We start from the raw sequence: 19,380 nt of genomic DNA on the forward strand, positions 1-19,380 counted from the left end.
CTGGACTAGACCTCTTAGACCCGGCCAAGGGAAACTGTCCCCCGTGAAGCACGTCATCGCACTCGATGTAGGCGGCACCGGCATGAAGGCCGCGCTGGTCGCCCAGGACGGCTCCGTGCTGTTCGAAGCACGCCGACCGACCGGGCGGGAGCACGGCCCCGACGCCGTCGTCGCCACCATCCTCGACTTCGCCGCCGACCTGGCGCAGGAGGGCCGCACCCGGTTCGGTGCCGCCCCCCTCGCGGCGGGCGTCGCCGTGCCGGGGACGATCGACGAGAAGAACGGGATCGCGGTCTTCTCCGCCAACCTCGGCTGGCGCGACCTGCCGATGCGCAAGCTGCTCGGCGAGCGCCTCGGCGGCATCCCGGTCGCCCTCGGCCACGACGTCCGCTCCGGCGGCCTCGCCGAGGGCCGGATCGGCGCCGGGCAGGGGGTCTCGCGCTTCCTGTTCATCGCGCTCGGCACCGGCATCGCCGGCGCCATCGGCATCGACGGCTCCATCGAGGCGGGCGCGCACGGCTACGGCGGCGAGATCGGCCACGTGGTGGTCCGCCCCGGCGGCCCGCAGTGCGGCTGCGGCGCCTGCGGCTGCCTGGAGACCCTGGCCTCGGCCTCCGCGGTCTCCCGGGCCTGGGCCGAGGCCAGCGGTGACCCCGAGGCCGACGCCGCCGCCTGCGCCACCGCCGTCGACGCCGGCGACCCGAGGGCCCTCGCGGTCTGGCAGGACGCGGTGGACGCACTCGCCGACGGCATCGTGCTGGCGCAGAGCCTGCTCGACCCGTCCACGGTGATCGTCGGAGGCGGGCTGGCCGAGGCCGGTGACACGCTCTTCACGCCGCTGCGCGCCGCGGTGACCGAGCGCCTGACCTTCCAGATGCCCCCGAAGGTCGTACCGGCCATGCTCAAAGACACCGCCGCGTCCCTGGGCGCAGGCTTGCTCGCCTGGGATCTGCTCTCCATGGAGGTGACCGCGTGACCGCGGACCGTACTGCACTGGCCGGAGCCCGACTGGTCCTGCCCGGCGGGGTGATCGACGCGGGCCGGGTCTCCGTCGAGGGCGCCCGCATCGCGGGCCTCGGCGGCGAGGTGGAACCGGGCGACCTCGACCTCACCGGGTACACCGTCGTCCCCGGCTTCGTCGACCTGCACGTGCACGGCGGCGGCGGCGCCTCGTACGCCTCCGGCATCGCCGAGGAGGCGCTCACCGCCGCCCGCACGCACCTGGAGCACGGCACCACCACGACGATGGCCTCCACCGTCACCGGCGAGATCGACGAGGTCTGCCGCCAGGCGGCGGTGCTCTCCGAACTCGTCGAGGACGGCGTGCTGGCCGGCATCCACTTCGAGGGCCCGTTCATCTCGCACAACCGGTGCGGCGCCCACCGCCCCGACCTGCTGCGCGACCCGGACCCGGCACTGGTGCGCAAGCTCGCCGACGCGGGCCGCGGCCACACGAAGATGTTCACCCTGGCCCCGGAGCTGCCCGGCGGCCTGGAGTCGGTGCGGATGCTGTCCGACCTCGGCATCATCGCCGCCGTCGGCCACACCGACTCCGACTACGAGGTCACCCTGCGGGCGATCGACGCCGGCGCCACCGTGGCCACCCACCTGTTCAACGCGATGCCGGGCATCCAGCACCGCGCCCCCGGCCCGATCGTCGCCCTGCTGGAGGACGAGCGGGTCACCGTCGAGCTGGTCAACGACGGCATCCACCTGCACCCCTCGGTGGTCGAACTCGCCTACGGCACGGCCGGCGCCGAGCGCGTCGCGCTGATCACCGACGCGATGGGCGCGGCCGGCATGGGCGACGGCCTGTACCCGCTCGGCCCGCTCCAGGTCCGGGTCGAGGACGGCGTGGCCCGCCTGGTCGAGGGCGGCTCCATCGCCGGCTCCACCCTCACCCTGGACGTCGCCTTCCGGCGCGCCGTCACCGTCCTAGGCCTGTCCCTGAACCAGGCCGTCACCTCGCTGTCCACCGTCCCCGCCCGCCTGCTGGGGCTGGGCGACACCATCGGCACCCTGGAGGCCGGAAAGAACGCCGACCTGGTCGTCCTCGACTCCGACAGCTACGAACTCGCCGCGGTGATGCGCCGCGGCGAGTGGATCGTCGGCGCGGACCGCTTCGCCCGGGCCGGCAACCCGGCCTGACCCGGCGCCGCCCCTCCGGGCGGTCCCGGGTCCTCCCGCCACGGGGGTGAGCAGCGGAACCTGCGCCTCGCTACTCACCCCACCGGGAGCTCCCCCTTGCCGCTCGCCCGCACCTTCGACCTGCTCGCCGCCGCCGTCGCCGAACGCCGCGGCCTGCCCGCCTTCAACGTGATCACCCTGGAGCACGCCGAGGCCATCGCCGCCGGCGCCGAGGCGGCCGGCACGCCCGTGGTCCTCCAGCTCAGCCAGAACGCCGTCGCCTACCGCGGCGGCCGGCTGCTGCCGATCGCCCGCGCCTGCGCCGAGGTCGCCGCCGCCGCCCGCGTCCCGGTCTCGCTGCACCTCGACCACGTCGAGGACACCGACCTGCTGCGGGCCGCCCCCGGCGCCGGGTTCTCCTCGGTGATGTTCGACGCCTCCGCGCTCCCGCACGACGAGAACGTCAAGGCCACCGCCGAGGCCACCGCCTGGGCGCACCGCCACGGCCTTCACCTGGAGGCCGAACTCGGCCGGGTCGGCGGCAAGGACGGCGAGCCCCCGCTCGGCGCGCACGCCCCCGGCGCCCGCACCGACCCGGCCGAGGCCGCCCGCTACGTCGCCGAGACCGCCGTCGACGCACTGGCCGTCGCGGTCGGCTCCGCGCACGCGATGACCACCCGCACCGCCGCCCTGGACCACGCCCTGATCCGCGAACTGGCCGCCGCCGTCCCCGTCCCGCTGGTCCTGCACGGCAGCTCCGGCGTCCCCGACGACGCCCTGGCCGCGGCGGTCGCCGCCGGCATGGTGAAGATCAACATCGGCACGGCGCTCAACCTCGCCTGCACCCCGGCCGTCCGCGCCCACCTGGCCGCCCACCCCGCCGCCACCGACCCGCGCGCCTACCTGACCGCGGCCCGCGACGCGATGACGGCCACCGTCGAACACCTGGCCCGGGTGGTCTCCGCCCGGGCCTGAGCCGGGGGCGCGGGGGAACCCTCCCCCGCGCCGCGGCCGCCCTACTTCGGGTAGTCGTTGACGCTCATCGGCGTCAGCGCGACCTGGTCCAGCAGCACCGGGTTGCCCGCCCCCGCCGGGACGGTCAGCGTGATGGTGTTCGACCCGGCCTGCAGCACCGGCCATATGTTGGTGCTGAACCAGGACTGGGCCGGGTCGGCGGCCGGGTTCTTCGAGTAGTTCTTGAAGGTCACGCCGCCCGGGTGCTCCTTGCCGTTGACGGTGACCTGCGCGGGCTGGTCGGTGCCGGTGTTGTTGAAGTGCAGCCAGAGCTTGGTCTGCCCGCCGGCGTCCGAGTTGACCGTCCAGGTGAAGGACGACCCGGCCTGCAGGACGAGGTAGCTGCCGCCGGCGGAGAGCGCACCCTTGACCGTGCTGTCGGTCGCGGCGCCGGTCGCCTGCAGCTTGGACGCGTCGCTGATCGGCTCGGTCGCGGCGCTCGGGCTGGGCGCGGCGCTGCTCGCGGGCGCGCTGGGGCTGTTCGCGGCGTTCGCGGCCGCGGTCGGCGCGGCCTTGCCGGTCGGGTCGGCCTTGGACTTGCCGTCCGGGTCGCCGGTGGAGAGCGCGACGCCCGCGCCGATCGCGATCGCGGCGACCACGGCGACGGCGCCGATGACCGCGGCCTTGCCGCGGCCCGCGGGCCGCTCCTCGCCGGGCTTCGGGCGCGAGCGCTCGGCGTACCGGGGCTGCTGGGGCAGCGCGGCGGTGGGTTCCTGGCCGTACCCGGCGGGGCCGGGCGGCGGCGGGGCCTGCGGGTAGGCGGGCCGCTCGCCGTAGGAGGCGCGGCCGACCTCCATCGGGCGCTGGTAGCCGCTGCGGGGCCGTTCGGCGGCGACGGGCTGCTCGCCCTCCGCCGGGCGGTACAGGTACGCGAAGGGGTCGTCCTGGCCCGCGCCTTCGGGCGCGGTGCCGTTGTCACCGGGCGTGGTCACGGTCGACTCCCCTGGAGCTGGATGGTCTCTGTACCCAGGGCACCCTACCCGGCCCGGATGAGCAGGGGGTAAGCGGTTCAGCCCGCCCGGCGGTGCGAGCGCTCGCCGCGCGAGCCCCGGGCTGCGCCGCCGCGGGTGCGCTTCTCGTCGTACATCCGCTCGTCCGCGGAGTGCAGCACCTCGTCGATGCTCATGCCGCAGCCGGCCCAGCCGATGCCCAGGCTGACGCCGACCCGCACCGCCCGGTTGTCGATCCGCATCGGCGGCAGGATCGCCCCGCGCAGCCGCCCGGCCAGCTCCTTGGCCTCCTCGCGGCCGATGTTGTCGGCGAGGACGACGAACTCGTCGCCGCTCATCCGGGCCACCGTGTCGCCCTCCCGGACGACCTGCTGCAGGCGGCGGGCGATCTCGATCAGGACGGCGTCGCCGGTGTTGTGGCCGTGCCGGTCGTTGACCAGCTTGAAGCCGTCGAGGTCGCAGTAGAGGACGGCCAGGCCGCGCTCGCCGACGGGGGCGCCGCCGCGGCGGTGGCCGTGCCACAGGTCGCCGGGCGGCTGCTCGGCGGGGACGACGGCGTGCACGTGGTGGGCGGGGGCGCCGTGGTGGGCGGGCGGGGCCGGGGGGTAGGCGGCGCGGCCGTGCTCCAGGGCCCCGTCGGGGGCCGCGTAGCCGTGCGCGAGGGCGGCGGGCTCCCCGGCGGGCGGACGGCCGTCCTGGGCGGCCTGGGAGGGCTGCTGGGGGGCGTCGGGCGGGGGCGCCTGGCCGGGGATCGCGGCGGCGGGGGCGATCGGGCAGAGCCGGCGGGCCAGCCGGGCCCGCAGCTCGGCGCCGTTGGGCAGGCCGGTGAGGGCGTCGTGGCTGGCCCGGTGGGCGAGCTGGAGCTCGTGGCGCTTGCGGTCCTCGATGTCCTCGACGTGGGTGAGCAGGAAGCTGGGGCCCTCGGCGGCGTCGGCGACCACCGAGTTGCGCAGGCAGACCCACTGGTAGCTGCCGTCCCGGCGGCCCAGCCGCAGCTCGGCCCGGCCGCCCTCGGCGCTGGTGCGCAGCAGCAGTTCGAGGTCGTCGGGGTGGACCAGGTCGACGAAGCGCTGCTGGCGCAGTGCGGCGCGGGGGCGGCCGAGCAGCCGGCACAGCGCGTCGTTGACCCGGCTGAGCTGGCCGGTGGCGTCGCCGTGCAGCTCGGTGATGGCCATCCCGCTGGGGGCGTACTCGAAGGCCTGCCGGAAGGACTCCTCGCTGGCCCGCAGGGCCTGCTGCTCCTTCTCCAGCCGGGCCAGGGCGCGCTGCATCTCGGCGCGCAGCCGGGCGTTGCCGATGGCGATGGAGGCCTGCAGGGAGAACATCTCCAGGGCCTCGCGGGTCCAGGCGCCGGGGCGCTTGCCGCTGCGCGGGCGGTCCACCGAGAGGATGCCGAGCAGGTCGCCGCCGGCGCTGTACATCGGCGCGAGCAGGACGTCGGCGGGGTGCCAGTCGTTGCCGTAGACGGGCATCGGGCCGTCGCCGGTCCAGGTGGGGACGTCGGTGGCGATCGCCCAGCCGCGGTCGTGCGGCAGGAAGCGCAGGGTGCCCCAGTGGTCGGCGACCTGGAGCATCCGCTCCCAGGACTCGCGGGAGCCGACCTGACCGAGCAGCACGGTGGGGCCGCCGAAGGCGCTCTCCTCGATCTCCCAGACGGCGGCGACCACCAGGTCGCCGTCGGGGCGCACCAGGCTGACCGCGGCGGCGTCGAACCCGAGCCCGTGGACGGCGCCCTCGACGACCGCCTGCAGGGTCCCCGCCAGGCTCCGGGCAGCGTTGAGGTCCGCCACGACCCGGTGCAAGGTGCGGAGGGTCGCCAGGCGGACGTAGGGCTCCGACTCGGCTTCCATGCGGGGGCTCCCCGGCTGCTTCGGATGGTTCTTGAAAGGTTGTCGTCCGATTGCCAGAAGAACTGAATCACAGGGAGCACTGCGATAGGCACGCTCGGTCAGCAATAGCCGGTGACTGTGACTCAAATCACATAATGATCAAGGACTCGGCGACCAAAGGCCGAGCGGACCTACGACCACGGCCCGATACCGGCCCGCCCGACCGGCGACTACCGTGCGGTACGTGTACAGCTCTCCGCAGTCCCCCGCCGCCCCCGCGGCCCCCGCCCCCGCGGCGGCGGCCGGTGCCACCCCCGAGGAGTTCCGGGCCGCCCTCGGCCAACTGGCCTCCGGCGTCTCGCTGCTGACCGTGCACGACCCCGAGGACGGCGAGGACGCGGGGATGACCGCGACCTCCCTGCTGTCGGTGTCGCTGGAGCCGCCGCTGGTGCTGGTCTCGGTCCGCACCGACTCGCGGATGGACGAACTGCTGGGCCGGGCCGAGACCTGGGCGGTGTCGCTGCTCGGCGAGGAGCACCGCACGCTCGCCTCCCGGTTCGCCATGAAGGGCCGGCTCAGCGACCGGCTGCTGTTCGCCGACGCCGTCTGGCACCGCGGCCCGCACGCCGGCGCCCCGCTGGTCGACGGCGCGCTGGCCACCGTGGAGTGCCGCACCGAGCAGCGGATCGAGGCCGGCGACCACACCCTGGTGCTCGGCCGGGTGCTCGCCGCCGAGGTGCCCGCCCCGGCCGGCCGGCCGCTGCTGTACCTGCGCGGCGGCTACCGGCAGCTCGGCTGACCGGCCGTCACTCCGGGCGGACCCGGCCCCGGCCCTGCTTGAGCCCGGCGCGGTGCCGCTTGTTCTCCAGCCGCCGCTCGACCATGCCGCGGCTGGGCTTGGTGGCCCGCCGGGCCTTCGGCGGCGGCGCGGTGGCCTCCCCCAGCAGCGCGGCCAGCCGGGCCGCGGCCACCTCCCGGTTGCGCCACTGCGAGCGGTGCTCGGAGGCCCGGACCACCAGCACCCCGTCCACCAGCCGGGAGGCCAGCCGCTCCAGGGCGCGCTCCTTCCACACCGGCGGCAGCGCCTCGGAGGCCGCCAGGTCCCACCGCAGCTCGACCTTCGAGTCCGAGGTGTTCACGTGCTGCCCGCCCGGGCCGGAGGAACGCGAGAAGCGCCAGACGAGCTCGGCGTCGGGCACGACCACCGAACCCCGTACGCGCACAGGCTCAGTCATGCGCCCATCATCCCGCCCGCCCCCGGGCCCCGTCACCTGGTTAACCGGGCACAATGGCGGGCGTGATCGAGCTCGGCTACTCGCTGTCCACCCGCCTCCCCGACCCCCCGCAGACCGACTACCGCACCGCGTCGGTCCGCTCGCTGCGGCACGACCTGTTCGCGGGCGACGTCTACCTGGAGGCGGACGAGGGCGCCGGGCTGGAGACCCGCTGGGGCTGGGTGCCGGTGCTGGACTTCGCCTGGGCGGTGTGCGACGTCGTCGAGCGGCTCGACGACGGCCCGCGCGGCAGCCGGGAGGCCCGGGTGCGCACCGAGGACCTGGACTTCACCCAGAACACCGAACTGCTGCGCTTCGCCCGCCGGTTCGGCTGGGTGGAGATCACCGCGACCTGGCGCCCCGACGACGAGCCGCTGGTGGTCCGGCACGCCGAACTGCGCCGCGAGGCCCGGGACTTCCTCCAGGACGTGCTGGCCGACCTGACCGAGCTGCACGAGGGACTCGCCGAGAACCCGAACGTCTGGACCGTGCAGGGCCGCTACCCGAGAATCTGATCGACGCCGGGCGTCCGCCGGACGGAGAAATCCGTCCGTCCACCGAGTGGTGGAACCAACGGCCGCCCGTCCCGCGTTCTCTGGGCAGAACCGACCGAAGGGACACCACAGACCATGCCCGTGAGCCTCACCAAGGGTGGCAACGTCTCGCTGACCAAGGAGGCCCCCGGCCTGGCCGCGGTCAGCGTCGGCCTCGGCTGGGACGTGCGCACCACCACCGGCGCCGAGTTCGACCTCGACGCCAGCGCGATCGTCCTGAACGGCGAGGGCAAGGTCTACTCGGACCGGCACTTCGTCTTCTTCAACAACACCAGCACCCCGGACAGCAGCGTGGTGCACGCCGGTGACAACCGCACCGGCGAGGGCGCGGGCGACGACGAGTCGATCAACGTCAACCTGGCCGCGCTGCCCGCCGACGTCACCAAGATCGTCTTCCCGGTGACCATCTACGACGGCACCAACCGCGGCCAGAGCTTCGGCCAGGTCCGCAACGCCTACATCCGGGTGGTCAACCAGGCCGGCGGCGCCGAGATCGCCCGCTACGACCTCTCCGAGGACGCCGCCACCGAGACCGCGATGATCTTCGGCGAGCTGTACCGCAACGGCGAGGAGTGGAAGTTCCGCGCCATCGGCCAGGGCTACGCCTCCGGCCTGGTCGGCATCGCCCAGGACTTCGGCGTCAACGTCTGACCCCGCACCACCACGCGAACGGCCCCCCGGGAAGCACCCGGGGGGCCGTTCGCACGTGCGGCGGCGCGGTCAGGAGCGGCCGGCCCGCAGCTCCGGCAGCTCCAGCAGCTCGGTCTCGTCGTGCGCGGTCAGGTCGACCACCTCGGACTCGGTGTCCGACTCGGCGTGCTGGTGGCTCGGCGGCTGCTCCACCGCCCGGTGCGGCGGCTGCGCGGCGTCCACCGGCGCGCCGGACGGCACCGCGTAGCGCTCGCTGTCGGCCAGCGCCTCGTCGCCCACCACGTCCGCCAGGTCGCCCACCGCGGGGACCGGGGCACCCGCCCGCAGCGCGGCCCGGGCCGCACCGGGGCGGCCGAAGAAGCTGAACGCGGTGGCCCGCGGCCGCTGCGGCGCCGGCACCGCCGGGCGCTCCTGCACGGGCAGCGCCGGGCCGACCGGGCGCAGCGCCGCCGCCCCGCCCGCCGGCACCGGCTCCGGCACCTTCGGGCGCAGCTCGACCTGGGCCCGCTCGTCCACCTCGCGGCGCGCCTCGGCGACCGCCGCCTGCCGCTCCAGGTGCCGCAGCGCGGCCTGCGCGCGGACGTAGGAGGCGGGCGTGACGGGGTTCCTGGGGCGGGCGGCCTCCACGGCCCGGCGGGCCGCCTCGGCCTCCTTCAGGGCCTGCTCGGCGACCATCACGGCGCGCTCGCGCAGCAGCCGGGCGATCTCGGTCTCGGCCTTCGCCAGCCGGGACTTCTCCGCGGTCAGCCGCCGCCCGAACCGGGTGGCCCGCTCCTCGGCGACCTCGGCCGCGTACTCGGCCTCGGCGATCTGCTCCTCGTAGCGCTCCTCGGCCCGCATCCGGCGCACCACGGCCAGCTGGGCCGACGTCCGGGCGGCCCGGTCCCGCTGGCGCAGCACCAGCGCCAGGCCGACCACGGCGACCACCGCGGCGACGCCCACCGAACGGGCCGCCACCTGGTCCGGACTGGCCACCAGCGCGGCCACCGCCGCGAGCACGAGCACACCGGAGGCGACCGGGGGCAGCAGCCGGCCGAGGACGGAGGAATGACGGTGGCGTCCGCGAGACATGGCTAGAAACTAGCGTGCGAATCGCGGCGCTGTCAGCCTCACCCCCCGTTCGGGCCTTGACAGTCCGCGAGAACCACGGACGGCGACGGCGTCGTGACGGTGCGTCAGCGCGGGGAGGCGGCCGTCCCGCGCGGGTGCTCGGGGTCGTCGTGGTCCTCGGGGAGCTTGCAGATGTGCTGCAGCCACAGCGCCACCGCGATCACCGCCGCGCCGGCCAGCACCGCGAACAGCGCGGTGGCCGCCTGCGTCCGGCGGGCCGCGACGTCCAGCGAGCCGAGCAGGAACACCCCGACGCCCGCGTAGATCCCGGTCACCACCGCGGACACCAGCGCGCTGGCCTGCCCCAGCACCAGCGCCCGGGCCGCGTGCAGCGGGTCGACGCCCTTGGCGCCGGGCTGCCGCTCGCGCACCGCCTTCAGCCGGGAGCGCAGCGACACCGCCGCGGCCAGCAGCACCACGGCGATCGCCGCCAGCACGTACGGCGCGTAGGCGGGCACCCCGGGCAGCGTGCCCAGCGAGTCCCACAGCCGGGCGCCGCCCCAGGACAGCAGCCCGGTGATCGCGGTGATGCCGAGCAGCAGGCGGAGACGGAGCGGCTTCACGCGGACGGGCTTCCTTCCAGTGGTACGACGGCGGGGACACGACCAGGCCACCGTACCGGCCCGGTCGCACCCGCAGGGAGCTACGCCCGCGTGCGCCCGGAAGTTCCCGGGGCCCGCCCCGGCTACTCGGGCAGCCGCAGCTGCAGGTCCCCGCGCAGCCGCACGCCCTGCGCCTCGGCCCCGCCGAGGCCCGCCAGCAGCTCGGCGACCGGCCCGTGGCCCGGTACCTCGGCCGCCGGGTCGGCGTCCTGCCAGGGGGCCAGCACGAACGCCCGCTCGTGCGCCCGCGGGTGGGGCAGCGTCAGGTGCGGGTCGTCGCTGGTGACGCCCTCGTAGGCGAGCACGTCGACGTCCAGGGTGCGCGGCCCCCAGCGGACCTCGCGGACCCGGCCGAAGGCGTCCTCCACCGCGTTGGCCCGCTCCAGCAGGTCCTGCGGGGGCAGCGAGGTGCGCAGCACGGCGACGGCGTTGAAGTAGCTCGGCTGGTCCTCCGGGCCGCCGACGGCGTCGGTCTCGTACACCGCGGACAGTGCGGTCACCCGCACCCCGGGGGTGTCCTCCAGCGCGTCGACGGCGCCCTGCAGGGTCTCCAGGCGGTTGCCCAGGTTGCTGCCCAGGGCGACGGCGGCGGTGCGGGGGCTGTGCAGGGTGGACTCCACGCGGTCCACCCTGCCCTGCAGGTCGAACGTGGTCGGCGTGGCGGTCGGGTCGGTCGTGGCCAATGGAGTTCCCTCTGCTCGGGCTCCACCGGGCGCGGTCAGGCGCGGCCCCGGCGGATCGTGATGGTGACGTCGTCGAACGGGACGGTGATCGGGGCGTCCGGCTTGTGCACGGTGACCTCGACCTCCTCGACCACCTCGTGGCGCAGGCACTGGTCGGCGATCCGCTGGGCCAGCGTCTCGATCAGGTCGACCGGATCGCCCGCGATCACCGCGGTGGCCTCCTCCGCGATCACGCCGTAGTGGGCGGTGCGGGTCAGGTCGTCGCCCGCGGCGGCCGGGCGGGTGTCGAGGAACAGCGTCAGGTCGACCACGAAGGTCTGCCCCTCGATCCGCTCGCGCTCGAAGACGCCGTGGTGGCCGCGGGCACGGAGCCCGCGCAGGGTGACGCGGTCCAGCAAAAGAATCACTGCTCCCAGCTGACGGCCCCGCCCGGGGGCGGGGAACGGCGGGCACCGTCGCCCGCCGCGCCTCGAATCTACCTTCGAGCACCGACCGCCCGGGCCCGCCTCCCCGGCCGCCCACCCGATCGGACCGGCCGCCGCGGCCCTTGACGCGGCGCCGCTACTCGTCCTCGTCGTCCTCGTCGTCCCCACTGGTGAGGACCGGCGACCCGTGGTGCGACCACAGCTTCCAGCCCCCTGACGTCCGCCGGAACAGGTTCGTCGAGACCACCTTGCCGCCCACCAGCGGCCCCAGCTCGCCCTCCTCCTCCGGCTCGCCACCGGACAGGATGTTCTCCGTGCAGGTGACCAGCGCCACATCGCCCTGCACGTCCACCTCGACGTCGGTCAGGAAGAACTGGATGTACTCGGTGTTCGCCATGATCAGCATGTAGGACCTGGTCACCTGAGCCCGGCCGATCAGCACCGGCCAGCCCGGGTGGACGCAGAACACCCCGCCCTTGTCGTCCGCCTCGTCCGGCCCCAGCCAGATCTCCTCGACGGCCTCCAGGTCGCCGTTCTCCAGCGCCTCGTACAACGCCTGGTTGACCGCCAGGACGGCTTCCTCGTCCGGCTCCAGCGCCGCTGCCCGGTCGTTGCCGCCGCTCACTGCATCCGCCACGTCTACCCCCTCTGCGCCGCCTGCTCCCAGGCCGCGACGACTCTCACGGCGTCAGCCGTGCCGGACACGTCGTGCACCCGGACCGCCCAGGCGCCCGCCTTCGCCGACAGCACCGAGACCGCCGCCGTGGCGTCGTCCCGCTGCCGCGCCGGGCGCAGCTCCCCGGTTTCCGGGTCGGCCAGCAGCGTACCCAGGAAGCGCTTGCGCGAAGCCGCCACCAGCACCGGCCGTCCCAGCGCCGTCAGCGCGTCCAGCCGGCCCAGCAGCGCCCAGTTGTGCGCCCCGGTCTTGGCGAACCCCAGGCCGGGGTCCAGGATCAGCTGCTCCTGCTTGACGCCCGCGCCCAGCAACTCCTCGACCCGGACGGTCAGTTCCCGCACCACGTCCGCGACCACGTCGCCGTACACCGCGAGGGCGTCCATGTCCGCGGACTGGCCGCGCCAGTGCATCACCACGAACGGCGCGCCGGTGTCGGCGACCACGCCCGCCATCTCCGGGTCCGCGAGCCCGCCGGAGACGTCGTTGACCACCCGGGCGCCCGCCGCGACGGCCGCCGCGGCGACACCCGCCCGCATCGTGTCCACCGAGACCACCACCCCGGCCCGGGCCAGCTCGGTGACCACCGGAACCACCCGGCGCAACTCCTCCGCCTCGGTCACCCGCACCGCCCCCGGCCGGGTCGACTCACCCCCCACGTCCACCAGGTCCGCCCCGCGCGCCACCAGGTCCAGCCCGTGCGCGACCGCCTTCGCCGGGTCCAGCCACATCCCGCCGTCCGAGAAGGAGTCCGGCGTGACGTTGACCACCCCCATCACCGCACAGCGTTCGAGGACGGGCAGACCGGGGACGTTCTCGCTCATGCGTCCCATTATCGACGCACCCCCGAAAACCCTGCGAAACCAGGGCCACGGGAAGACCTGCCGCACCAGACCCTGCGCAAGCAGGGGCGCGGGGAACTGCGCGGCCAACCGAGCACGCACAGCCAGATCGCCCCGCAGGACAGTGTGTTGCACTATCCCGCGACCGCACCGACGTGCGACTCCCTCCGCGCGCAGTTCCCCGCGCCCCGGCTTGCGCCCTGCTCTCCCCCGCCCCGGCTGTCGCTTACGCCGCCTTGCCCAGCTGCGCCGCAGGCTCCTGCATCAGGCCCTGGCGCTGCCGCTTGCGGCCGAACCGCGGCATGCCGAGGGTGATGAACGCCTCGGCCTGCATCGCGGCGAAGCCGATCCGCGGCAGGTCGCGGGTGTGCTGGTAGACCAGGAAGCGCGGCTCCCAGGTGGGCTGGAACTTCGCGTTGAACTTGTACAGCGACTCGATCTGGAACCAGCGCGACAGGAACACCAGCAGCCCGCGCCAGGCCCGCAGCACCGGCCCGGCCCCGATCCGCTCGCCGCGGGCCAGCGCCGAGCGGAACATCGCGAAGTTCAGCGAGACCCGGCGCACGCCCATCGCCCCGACCTCCTGGAGGGCGGCGACGATCAGCAGTTCGTTCAGGCCCGGGTCGGCCTCCCGGTCGCGGCGCATCAGCTCCAGCGAGATGCCGTCCTCGCCCCACGGGACGAAGTGCAGCACCGCCTTCAGGTCGTCGCCGGTGGCCGGCTGCCCCTCCTCGGGGGTCTTGTGCGCGGTGACGACCACGCAGTCGTCGTCCCCGGCGTCGCCGAACCGGCCGAGCGCCATGGAGAAGCCGCGCTCGGTGTCGGTGCCGCGCCAGCGGGCCGCCGCGTCGCCGATCTGCCGCTTCTCCTCCAGGGTGAGGTCGCCGACCCGGCGCACCTTGCAGGAGTAGCCGTTGCGCTCGATCCGCTTGACCATCTGCCGGACGTTGCGCATGGCGCGGCCGGAGAGCGAGAAGGCGGCGGTGTCGACGATCGCCTCGTCGCCGAGCTCGATCGCGTCCAGCCCGGCCTCCCGGGTCCACACCTCGCCGCCGACCTCGGAGCAGCCCATCACGGCCGGGGCCCAGGCGTGCTCGCGGGCGGTCGCCATGAAGACCTTGATCGCGCCGGGCCAGGCCTCGACGTCGCCGACCGGGTCGCCGGAGGCGAGCATCACGCCGGAGACCACCCGGTAGGAGATCGCGGCCTTGCCGGTGGGCGAGAACAGCACGCTCTTGTCGCGGCGCAGCGCGAAGTAGCCGAGCGAGTCGCGCCGGCCGTGCCGGGCCAGCAGCTCGCGCACCCGGACCTCGTCCTCGGGGGTGAGCTCGGGTTCGGGCTTCTCCGGGCGCAGCGCCAGGTAGGCGGTGCTCAGCGCGGTGACCAGGCCGAGCGCGCCGAGCGAGTAGCCGACCAGGTCGCTGATCCGGTCGGAGGTGTAGTGGATCGGCCCCTCGAAGCCGAACAGGCCGTAGCCGACCTGCTCCAGGCGCTGGAACAGCGACGGGTCGCCGACCTCCGCCTTCCAGCGGACCGACACCACGACCAGGCCGAGGCCCACCGACACCGCGCCGAGCAGCACGAACGCGGCCACCGCCCGCCAGCGGGTGCGCGGGTCGGCCTTGGCGTAGAACTCGCGCCGGTGCACCAGCATCACGGCCAGCAGCGCCAGCGAGACCACGGCCTGCCCGAACTGGTGCCAGCGCAGCAGGTGCAGCGCCGCGCCGACCGGCAGCAGCACGCACACCGCCCGCCAGGCGCGCGCCTTGCGGCGGCGCAGCGCGTGCGCGAGCAGCACCAGCAGCATGCCGACCATCAGGGTGCCGGCGGCGGCCAGCGAGGTGGTGCCGCCGGGCAGCTGGCCGACCACGGTGTGGACCCGGGTGAGCCGCAGCCGGGGCGAGAGCGCGACGGCGATGTCGATCAGGCCGATCGCCAGGCAGGCGTACCCGACCGCGCCCGGCAGCCAGGCCCGCGGCACTGCGGCGGCCTGGCTGCGGAGCGCCTGCAGGCCCCGGTGTCGGGGCGCGTCGGATGTCGTCTCAGCGGACACGGGAGCGCTCATGGGAACTCAGCCTAGAGGCACCGGGACGCTGCGCGCGCACTCCGGGAACAGGGGCGTGATGGACTTTCATGACTGTTCCTTTTTCTGGCAATCCGCACGTCAAGTGCGGTCCACGGGGCGTTCCGGTCCGCTCGCCGGGGGCCCGGATCGAACGGTTGCGCTCATCGGTCCGGGGGACACGACTCCCCGGCCTCGTCCGCACCCGTGCCCGCCCGACCGGCGGTTCGGCGCGTCCGGCATCCCGATGGACGCCGCGTTCCACTGCGACGGTTCCCCTTCCGGCACCGGGGCTATTCGCACGGGTTTCCGACGCCCGGTCAGCGTACCCCCATTCGCTTCCGACGGACCGTCAGATGACGATGGCGGGGCGGGAGTCGAGGAGGGACCGGAAGGCATGGAGCTCACCAGCCGGACACTGGTGTACACGCTGGCCGCGGTGGCCGCCGCCGCCCTGCTCGGCACCCTGTGGCTGTGGCCCCGGCTGGCCCGGCAGCGCCCGCTCCCGGTGCTCGGACGGCTCGGCCTGCTGACGGTCACCCAACTGGCGGTGCTGGGCGTGCTGCTGCTGTCGGTCAACGACGCGTACGGCTTCTACAGCTCCTGGAACGACCTGCTGCGCCCCGGCGGCGCCCCGCTCGCACTGGCCGCCGCCAAGGGCCCGGAGGCCGCCCCGGCGGGCGGGCAGCTGGTGCGGCCCACCACCGAGGGCGGGCTGGAGGGCGTCAGGGACGTGCTGCCCGCCGGCCCCCCGGAGGAGGTCGGCCGGGTCGACTCGGTGCGGATCGCCGGCCCCGCCTCCGGCCTGTCCGACCAGGTCTTCGTCTACCTGCCGCCGGAGTACTTCAACCCGCGCTACGCCCGCGAGCGCTTCCCGGTGCTGCTCGCCCTGGCCGGCTACCCCGGCCCGTCGCTGCACCTGGTCGAGGGGCTGCGGCTGCCGCAGACCGCCGCCGAGCTGCAGCGCACCGGGCAGCTGGCGCCGACCGTGATCGTGATGGCCCGCCCGACGGTGGCCCCGCCGCGCAACACCGAGTGCGTGGACGTCCCGGGCGGTCCGAAGGCGGAGACCTGGTTCGCCCAGGACGTCCCGGCCGCGGTGCGCTCCGCGTACCGGGTCGGCCGGTCGGCGGACTCCTGGGGCGTGTTCGGCTACTCCACCGGCGGGTCCTGCGCGCTGCGGCTGGCGATGCGCCACCCCGGCACGTTCCGGACCGCGGCCGGGATGCACGCCGACTACACGGTGCCCAACGACCGCTGGACGGACGGCGACCTGTTCCGCGGCGACAAGGACGCCGCCCAGCAGTCCGACCTGAACTGGCGGCTGAAGCACCTGCCCGCGCCGCGGGCCGACCTGCTGCTGGTCTCCACCCGGGCCGAGGACGACTACGCGGCCACCGAGCAGTTCCTGGCCGAGGCCCGGCAGGTGTCCGCGGCCCACCCCGAGCTGGAGGTCGACTCGATCGTCCTGCCCGACGGCGGCCACTCCTTCGAGAGCTGGCGCCGCGAGCTGCCCGCCACCCTGGAGTGGCTCGGCGACCACCTCGCCCCGCCGCCGGACCGCGAGCCGCGGCCCTGACGCGCAGGGGCGCCACCCGTGGCGGGTGGCGCCCCTGCGGAGGTCTGACGGTGCGTCAGCGGCCGATGATGAGGCTCATCGCCTCATTGCGGGTGGCCGGATCCCGCAGCTGGCCGCGGACGGCGGAGGTGATGGTCTTGGCGCCGGGCTTGCGGATGCCGCGCATCGACATGCACATGTGCTCGCACTCGAACACCACGATGGCGCCGCGCGGCTCCAGGATCCGCATCAGCGCGTCGGCGACCTGGCTGGTCAGGCGCTCCTGCACCTGCGGCCGGCGGGCGTACACGTCGACCAGCCGGGCCAGCTTGGACAGGCCGGTGATCTTGCCGCTGGTGGACGGGATGTAGCCGACGTGCGCGACGCCGCGGAACGGCACCAGGTGGTGCTCGCAGGTGGAGAACACCTCGATGTCCTTGACCAGCACCATCTCGTCGTGGCCGAGGTCGAAGGTGGTGGTCAGCACGTCCTCCGGCTGCTGCCACAGCCCGGCGAATATCTCCCGGTAGGCGCGGGCCACCCGGGCCGGCGTCTCCAGCAGGCCCTCGCGGTCCGGGTCCTCCCCGACGGCGAGCAGCAGCTCGCGGACGGCGTTCTCGGCCCGCTTCTGGTCGAACTCGCGGACGGGGGTCTCACCGTCGAGCGTCACCGGATCGATCATGCGTGCCTCGCTGCTCGTCAGTCGGAAAAATCTCGGTAAAGAGGGTCGGTGCAGCACGAATGCCGCGCCTCCAGGGTACAAACCCCGGAAACGCGGCATCCATTCCGAACGGTTGTGCGGTCGGTCAGCTCTCGACCTGGCCGCCGTCGACCGGCGGGAGCTTCACGACGTCGACCGGGTCGCCCGCGGTCGGCGCGGCGCCGTTGGTCAGCGCCAGCTCCTTCGGCGACTGCACCGGCGGCCGGGTGGACGGGGTGCGGCGGGCCGACCCGGTCCAGGCCGGACGCGGGGGACGCTTGATCACCGGAGTGAAGATCTCGGCGATCTGCTCCTTGTTCAGCGTCTCCTTCTCCAGCAGCTCGAGGACCAGGTTGTCGAGCACGTCCCGGTTCTCGACCAGGATCTCCCAGGCGTCGTTGTGCGCCGTCTCGATCAGCTTCTTGACCTCCTCGTCCACCAGCCCGGCGACCTCTTCCGAGTAGTCGCGCTGGTGGCCCATCTCGCGGCCGAGGAACGGCTCGGAGTCGGAGGAGCCGAACTTGATCGCGCCGAGGCGCTCGCTCATGCCGTACTGGGTGACCATGGCCCGCGCGGTGGCGGTGGCCTTCTCGATGTCGTTCGAGGCGCCGGTGGTCGGGTCGTGGAAGACCAGCTCCTCCGCCGCCCGGCCGCCCAGCATGTAGGACAGCTGGTCGAGCATCTCGTTGCGGGTGGTCGAGTACTTGTCCTCGTCCGGCAGCACCATCGTGTAGCCCAGGGCGCGGCCCCGGGACAGGATGGTGATCTTGTGCACCGGGTCGGAGTAGTTGCAGGCCGCCGCGACCAGGGCGTGGCCGCCCTCGTGGTACGCGGTGATCTTCTTCTCCTTCTCGGACATGATCCGCGAGCGCTTCTGCGGACCGGCCACGACGCGGTCGATCGCCTCGTCCAGCATCTGGTTGTCGATCAGCTTCTTCTCGGAGCGCGCGGTGAGCAGCGCCGCCTCGTTCAGCACGTTCGACAGGTCGGCGCCGGTGAAGCCGGGGGTGCGCTTGGCGACGGCCGACAGGTCGACGTCCGGCGCGATCGGCTTGCCCTTCTGGTGCACCTTGAGGATGTCCAGCCGGCCCTGGAGGTCCGGACGGTCGACCGCGATCTGCCGGTCGAAGCGGCCGGGGCGCAGCAGCGCCGGGTCCAGGATGTCGGGGCGGTTGGTGGCGGCGATCAGGATGACGCCGCCCTTGACGTCGAAGCCGTCCATCTCGACCAGCAGCTGGTTGAGGGTCTGCTCGCGCTCGTCGTGGCCGCCGCCGAGGCCCGCACCGCGGTGCCGGCCGACGGCGTCGATCTCGTCGACGAAGATGATCGCCGGGGCGTTCGCCTTGGCCTGCTCGAACAGGTCGCGGACGCGGCTGGCGCCGACGCCGACGAACATCTCGACGAAGTCGGAGCCGGAGATCGAGTAGAACGGCACGCCCGCCTCGCCCGCGACGGCGCGGGCCAGCAGGGTCTTGCCGGTGCCGGGCGGGCCGTACAGCAGCACGCCCTTGGGGATCTTGGCGCCGACCGCCTGGAACTTGGCCGGCTCCTGCAGGAACTCCTTGATCTCGTGGAGCTCCTCGACCGCCTCGTCGGCGCCCGCGACGTCCGCGAAGGTGGTCTTCGGGGTGTCCTTGGTGAGCAGCTTGGCCTTGGACTTGCCGAACTGCATGACCCGGGAGCCGCCGCCCTGCATCTGGTTCATCAGGAACAGGAAGACCAGGACGATGATCACGATCGGGAGCATCGAGAAGAGCAGACTGACGATCGTCGACTGCTTCTCGGGGCTGACCGTGTAACCGTCGGCGATCTGCCCGCCGGCGTACTTGTCCTGCAGGGTCTTGGCCAGATCGGCGGCCTGCTGCTCGCCGGTGTAGGAGGCCTGGAAGCGGGTGCCGGACGGCGACTTGCCGTTCGAGCCGGCCTTCAGCTTCTGACCGTCCTGCAGCTGGATCTTGATGAGGTTCGAGTCACCGGTGGTGAGCTGCGCCGACTTCACCTGGTTGTTGTCGATGGCGCTGACGATCTGCCCGGTGTCCGCAGTCTTGTAGCCGCTCGAATCCGAGACGAGCTCCATCAACGCGAACACGGCGAGGGCGGCCAGCACGACCCACATGATCGGCGCACGGAAGTATCGCTTGACGTCCATCCATGCGGGGCGTCACCGCCCCGTCCCTCCTGCCAGTTCAACGGGCGCTGCTCGGCTGTGGGGCCTCGGCGCATCCGATATGTGCTCGTAAGACGAGCGTTTGATTGGACCGTACCGCAGCGACCCCCGGTCCCGGCGGGATCGCACCACGGTGCGGGCTATTTTCCTACCCCCGCA

The 19,380-nt window shown here is 73.9% G+C and carries 19 protein-coding genes; 7 read left to right on the plus strand and 12 right to left on the minus strand.

Going from position 1 to position 19,380, the window contains the following annotated elements:
- Positions 1 to 43 precede the first annotated feature (43 nt).
- The 3 genes from EDD39_RS04210 to EDD39_RS04220 all read left to right on the plus strand — a co-directional run bounded on the left by EDD39_RS04210 (position 44) and on the right by EDD39_RS04220 (position 3,102).
- A complete protein-coding gene (locus EDD39_RS04210) occupies positions 44 to 976 on the plus strand; it encodes an ROK family protein (protein WP_123553433.1) in 933 nt (310 codons plus the stop codon).
- Entirely contained in the window at positions 973 to 2,148 is a 1,176-nt protein-coding gene (gene nagA / locus EDD39_RS04215) for an N-acetylglucosamine-6-phosphate deacetylase (RefSeq protein ID WP_123553434.1), read from the plus strand. The genes EDD39_RS04210 and nagA overlap by 4 nt, the downstream gene beginning before the upstream one ends.
- Positions 2,149 to 2,244: 96 nt before the next feature.
- A complete protein-coding gene (locus tag EDD39_RS04220; RefSeq protein WP_123553435.1) occupies positions 2,245 to 3,102 on the plus strand; it encodes a class II fructose-bisphosphate aldolase in 858 nt (285 codons plus the stop codon).
- Positions 3,103 to 3,143: 41 nt separating this feature from the next.
- On the opposite strand, the gene EDD39_RS04225 is transcribed toward EDD39_RS04220, so the two are convergent.
- Both EDD39_RS04225 and EDD39_RS04230 read right to left on the minus strand, forming a co-directional pair.
- Positions 3,144 to 4,073, minus strand: coding sequence for a carbohydrate-binding protein (locus EDD39_RS04225; RefSeq protein WP_123553436.1), 930 nt, complete (start codon positions 4,071 to 4,073; stop codon positions 3,144 to 3,146).
- 77 nt (positions 4,074 to 4,150) lie between these two features.
- Positions 4,151 to 5,941, minus strand: a complete 1,791-nt coding sequence (locus EDD39_RS04230; protein WP_123553437.1) for a GGDEF domain-containing protein — start codon at positions 5,939 to 5,941, stop codon at positions 4,151 to 4,153.
- 223 nt (positions 5,942 to 6,164) lie between these two features.
- On the opposite strand from EDD39_RS04230, the gene EDD39_RS04235 reads away from it, so the two are divergent.
- Positions 6,165 to 6,719 (plus strand): flavin reductase family protein, encoded by a 555-nt coding sequence (locus EDD39_RS04235; RefSeq protein ID WP_123560129.1) that lies wholly within the window; start codon positions 6,165 to 6,167, stop codon positions 6,717 to 6,719.
- Between the two features lie 7 nt (positions 6,720 to 6,726).
- Here EDD39_RS04235 and arfB read toward each other — a convergent pair whose 3' ends face one another.
- Positions 6,727 to 7,155, minus strand: a complete 429-nt coding sequence (gene arfB, locus EDD39_RS04240; RefSeq protein ID WP_123553438.1) for an alternative ribosome rescue aminoacyl-tRNA hydrolase ArfB — start codon at positions 7,153 to 7,155, stop codon at positions 6,727 to 6,729.
- Between the two features lie 62 nt (positions 7,156 to 7,217).
- On the opposite strand from arfB, the gene EDD39_RS04245 reads away from it, so the two are divergent.
- Together EDD39_RS04245 and EDD39_RS04250 are read left to right on the plus strand one after the other, a co-directional pair.
- A complete protein-coding gene (locus EDD39_RS04245; protein ID WP_030458139.1) occupies positions 7,218 to 7,709 on the plus strand; it encodes a hypothetical protein in 492 nt (163 codons plus the stop codon).
- Between the two features lie 114 nt (positions 7,710 to 7,823).
- Positions 7,824 to 8,399: a TerD family protein gene (locus EDD39_RS04250; protein ID WP_123553439.1), complete on the plus strand. Its 576-nt coding sequence runs from the start codon at positions 7,824 to 7,826 to the stop codon at positions 8,397 to 8,399.
- A 69-nt stretch (positions 8,400 to 8,468) separates the two neighbouring features.
- Here EDD39_RS04250 and EDD39_RS41900 read toward each other — a convergent pair whose 3' ends face one another.
- From EDD39_RS41900 to EDD39_RS04285, 7 genes are all read right to left on the minus strand, one after another.
- The gene (locus tag EDD39_RS41900; protein ID WP_123817683.1) at positions 8,469 to 9,470 is read right to left on the minus strand and encodes a hypothetical protein; all 1,002 of its coding nucleotides are present in this window, start codon (positions 9,468 to 9,470) and stop codon (positions 8,469 to 8,471) included.
- Positions 9,471 to 9,574: 104 nt separating this feature from the next.
- On the minus strand, positions 9,575 to 10,072 hold the full coding sequence (locus tag EDD39_RS04260; RefSeq protein ID WP_030458142.1) for a DUF3180 domain-containing protein: 498 nt from the start codon (positions 10,070 to 10,072) through the stop codon (positions 9,575 to 9,577).
- A gap of 122 nt (positions 10,073 to 10,194) precedes the next feature.
- Entirely contained in the window at positions 10,195 to 10,833 is a 639-nt protein-coding gene (gene folK / locus EDD39_RS04265) for a 2-amino-4-hydroxy-6-hydroxymethyldihydropteridine diphosphokinase (RefSeq protein WP_425269738.1), read from the minus strand.
- Positions 10,830 to 11,189, minus strand: coding sequence for a dihydroneopterin aldolase (gene folB / locus EDD39_RS04270; protein ID WP_123560131.1), 360 nt, complete (start codon positions 11,187 to 11,189; stop codon positions 10,830 to 10,832). The genes folK and folB overlap by 4 nt, the downstream gene beginning before the upstream one ends.
- Before the next feature lie 166 nt (positions 11,190 to 11,355).
- Positions 11,356 to 11,856, minus strand: coding sequence for a nuclear transport factor 2 family protein (locus EDD39_RS04275; protein WP_208765448.1), 501 nt, complete (start codon positions 11,854 to 11,856; stop codon positions 11,356 to 11,358).
- Between the two features lie 2 nt (positions 11,857 to 11,858).
- Complete coding sequence (gene folP / locus EDD39_RS04280; RefSeq protein ID WP_123553442.1) at positions 11,859 to 12,725, minus strand: dihydropteroate synthase; 867 nt, start codon at positions 12,723 to 12,725, stop codon at positions 11,859 to 11,861.
- Positions 12,726 to 12,960: 235 nt separating this feature from the next.
- Positions 12,961 to 14,799 (minus strand): phosphatidylglycerol lysyltransferase domain-containing protein, encoded by a 1,839-nt coding sequence (locus EDD39_RS04285; RefSeq protein WP_244256597.1) that lies wholly within the window; start codon positions 14,797 to 14,799, stop codon positions 12,961 to 12,963.
- A 394-nt stretch (positions 14,800 to 15,193) separates the two neighbouring features.
- Here EDD39_RS04285 and EDD39_RS04290 point away from each other — a divergent pair, with 394 nt between their 5' ends.
- Positions 15,194 to 16,375: an alpha/beta hydrolase gene (locus EDD39_RS04290; RefSeq protein ID WP_123553444.1), complete on the plus strand. Its 1,182-nt coding sequence runs from the start codon at positions 15,194 to 15,196 to the stop codon at positions 16,373 to 16,375.
- 55 nt (positions 16,376 to 16,430) lie between these two features.
- On the opposite strand, the gene folE is transcribed toward EDD39_RS04290, so the two are convergent.
- Together folE and ftsH are read right to left on the minus strand one after the other, a co-directional pair.
- Positions 16,431 to 17,036 carry a GTP cyclohydrolase I FolE gene (gene folE, locus EDD39_RS04295; protein WP_123553445.1) on the minus strand — a complete coding sequence of 202 codons (606 nt, stop codon included), beginning with the start codon at positions 17,034 to 17,036 and terminating at the stop codon, positions 16,431 to 16,433.
- A gap of 124 nt (positions 17,037 to 17,160) precedes the next feature.
- Positions 17,161 to 19,203, minus strand: coding sequence for an ATP-dependent zinc metalloprotease FtsH (ftsH, locus tag EDD39_RS04300; RefSeq protein WP_123553446.1), 2,043 nt, complete (start codon positions 19,201 to 19,203; stop codon positions 17,161 to 17,163).
- Positions 19,204 to 19,380: the final 177 nt, after the last annotated feature.

Source organism: Kitasatospora cineracea (assembly GCF_003751605.1).
Taxonomy (GTDB): domain Bacteria; phylum Actinomycetota; class Actinomycetes; order Streptomycetales; family Streptomycetaceae; genus Kitasatospora; species Kitasatospora cineracea.